The sequence below is a fragment of the Pseudomonas sp. 05T35 genome (genome assembly GCF_056396605.1).
In genome coordinates this window covers 1-2804 of the sequence record NZ_JBFTLU010000526.1, presented here as the reverse complement: position 1 = coordinate 2804, position 2804 = coordinate 1, and the positions used below count along the sequence as shown (strand labels likewise).

Sequence of the window (2804 nt, the reverse complement as noted above, 5' to 3'; positions counted from 1 at the left end):
GTTCCAGCAGTTGTGCCTGCAAGGCCAGCAGGCCGTCGATCCGTGCCTTGACGTGGTGGATGTGCTCGTCGATCAGCGCGTTGACGCTTTCGCATTGATCCTGCGGGCTGTCGCGCAGGCTGAGCAGGCTGCGGATTTCTTCGAGGGTCATGTCGAGGGTGCGGCAGTTACGGATGAAGGTCAGGCGCTCGGTGTGGGCCTGAGTGTACAAACGGTAATTGCCTTCACTGCGGGCCGGTTCCGGCAACAGACCTTCGCGCTCGTAGTAGCGGATGGTTTCGACCTGGCAGTCGGTCAGTTTCGCCAGTTCACCGATCTTCATTGCGCCAGTCTCCAAAAGGTTGCTTGACCCTATAGTGGCTACAGGGTCTTTACTTGGCAACAGGCACTTTTTGGACGCGAACTTATGAGCGACTCCCAGCACACCMACAAACCCCACGCTGATCACGATCACGATCACGATCACAGCCACGGGCAAAAGCTTCAGCCGGTTCAGAAACACGATCACGCAAGTGGCGGCGGCTCTTGCTGTTCCAGCGCCGCAGCGCCTTCATTGATCAAGCTMAGTGAAACGCCGACCGACGGCGCGCGCCTGAGCCGGTTTCGCATCGACGCYATGGATTGCCCGACCGAGCAGACGCTGATCCAGAACAAGCTCGGCAAGCTTGCGGGTGTGCAGCAACTGGAGTTCAACCTGATCAACCGCGTACTCGGCGTCACCCATGACCTGCCGAGCACCGTGCCGATTATCGACGCCATCAAGTCCATCGGCATGCTGGCCGAGCCGATCGAGGAGGGCGCCAAGGCGAATGACAGCCGTCCGGCTCCAGTGAAAAAGCCCTGGTGGCCGTTAGCAGTATCAGGTGTCGGTGCTTTGGCGGCCGAGGTGATTCACTTCACCAGCGCCGCGCCGACCTGGGTAGTGGCGATCGTTGCGCTGATCTCGATCCTCAGCGGCGGTTTGGGCACTTACAAAAAGGGCTGGATTGCCCTGAAGAACCTCAACTTGAACATCAACGCGCTGATGAGCATCGCGGTGACCGGTGCAGTGTTGATCGGCCAGTGGCCGGAAGCGGCGATGGTGATGTTCCTGTTCACCGTCGCCGAGCTGATCGAAGCCAAATCCCTGGACCGCGCGCGCAATGCAATCAGCGGGCTGATGCAGATGACCCCGGAAAAGGTCACGGTGCAGCAGGAAGACGGAAGCTGGATCGAGCGTGAAGCTAAAAGTATCGATCTCGGTGCGCGGGTGCGGGTTCGTCCCGGCGAGCGGATTGGCCTGGACGGCGAAGTGCTGTCCGGCAGCTCGACCATAGACCAGGCGCCGATTACCGGTGAAAGCCTGCCTGTCGAGAAAACCGTTGGCGACAAGGTCTTCGCCGGGACCATTAACCAGGCAGGTTCCCTGGAGTTCAAAGTGACGGCCGCTGCCGACAACTCGACCCTGGCGCGGATCATTCATGCCGTCGAAGCCGCCCAGGGCGCACGGGCGCCGACCCAGCGGTTCGTCGACCGCTTCTCGAAAATCTACACGCCGGTGGTGTTCGTCTTCGCCTTGGCCGTGGCGCTTATTCCGCCGCTGTTCATGGGCGCGGTCTGGTTCGACTGGATTTATCGCGCCCTGGTGCTGCTGGTGGTCGCGTGCCCTTGCGCACTGGTGATTTCCACTCCGGTGACCATCGTCAGCGGTCTGGCTGCGGCGGCGCGCAAAGGTATCCTGATCAAGGGCGGCGTGTACCTGGAGGGTGGTCACGAACTGGATTACCTGGCGCTGGACAAGACCGGGACAATCACCCATGGCAAACCGGTACAGACCGATTATCTGTCCCTGGACCCGACCGTCGAAGACACTGCGCAGATTCTGGCCGCCAGCCTCGCCGGGCGTTCCGATCACCCGGTATCGCTGGCCATCGCCAACGCGGCTGTGGATAAACAGCTGACGTTGCTCGCTGTGGATAACTTCGAAGCGCTGACCGGTCGCGGTGTGCGCGGTGAGATTGATGGTCAGGTTTACCACTTGGGCAATCACCGCCTGGTGGAAGAGCTGGGCCTTTGCTCGCCAGCGCTGGAAGAGAAACTGTTTGCCCTCGAAGAGCAGGGCAAGACCGTGGTGCTGTTGCTCGACCGGTCGGGTCCGTTGGCACTGTTCGCGGTGGCCGATACGGTCAAGACCTCCAGCCGCGAAGCTATCCGGCAGATGCATGAACTGGGCATCAAGACCTTGATGCTGACCGGCGACAACCCGCACACCGCTCGGGCAATTGCCGCTCAGGTGGGTATTGATGAGGCGCGAGGCGACCTGCTGCCGACCGACAAGCTCAAGGCTATCGAAGGCTTGTACGCTAAGGGGCATCGGGTCGGGATGGTCGGCGACGGCATCAACGATGCGCCGGCGCTGGCCCGTGCGCAGATCGGTTTTGCCATGGCTGCGGCCGGTACCGATACCGCGATTGAAACCGCGGATGTCGCCCTGATGGACGATGATTTGCGCAAAATTCCGGCATTTATCCGGCTGTCGCGGCAGACTTCGAATATCCTCACGCAAAACATCGCCCTGGCGTTGATCATCAAGGCGATCTTTCTTGGGGTAACCTTCGTGGGTCTCGCCACCATGTGGATGGCGGTGTTTGCCGACATGGGCGTGGCCCTGCTGGTGGTGTTCAACGGTCTGCGCCTGTTGCGCAAATAATCAATGCGAGGGTTAAGTGCTGAGTGCCGAGCTGAAGGCTTTTTACATGGTCGCGCGATTGGGCAGCATTACCCTCGCGGCGAAAAAGCTCGGCTTGAGCCAACCCACGGCACGG

3 protein-coding genes are annotated in these 2804 nt (G+C 60.7%); 2 read left to right on the top strand and 1 reads right to left on the bottom strand.

Features of this window, described 5'->3' with window-relative positions:
* Positions 1-322 (bottom strand): Cd(II)/Pb(II)-responsive transcriptional regulator (gene cadR / locus AC1DH9_RS26570; protein WP_477809102.1); only part of this gene is annotated, 322 nt, incomplete at its 3' end.
* Positions 323-406: 84 nt separating this feature from the next.
* On the opposite strand from cadR, the gene AC1DH9_RS26565 reads away from it, so the two are divergent.
* The gene (locus AC1DH9_RS26565; RefSeq protein ID WP_477809101.1) at positions 407-2689 is read left to right on the top strand and encodes a heavy metal translocating P-type ATPase; all 2283 of its coding nucleotides are present in this window, start codon (positions 407-409) and stop codon (positions 2687-2689) included.
* 16 nt (positions 2690-2705) lie between these two features.
* The coding region (locus tag AC1DH9_RS26560; RefSeq protein ID WP_477809103.1) for a LysR family transcriptional regulator at positions 2706-2804 on the top strand (99 nt) is incomplete at its 3' end.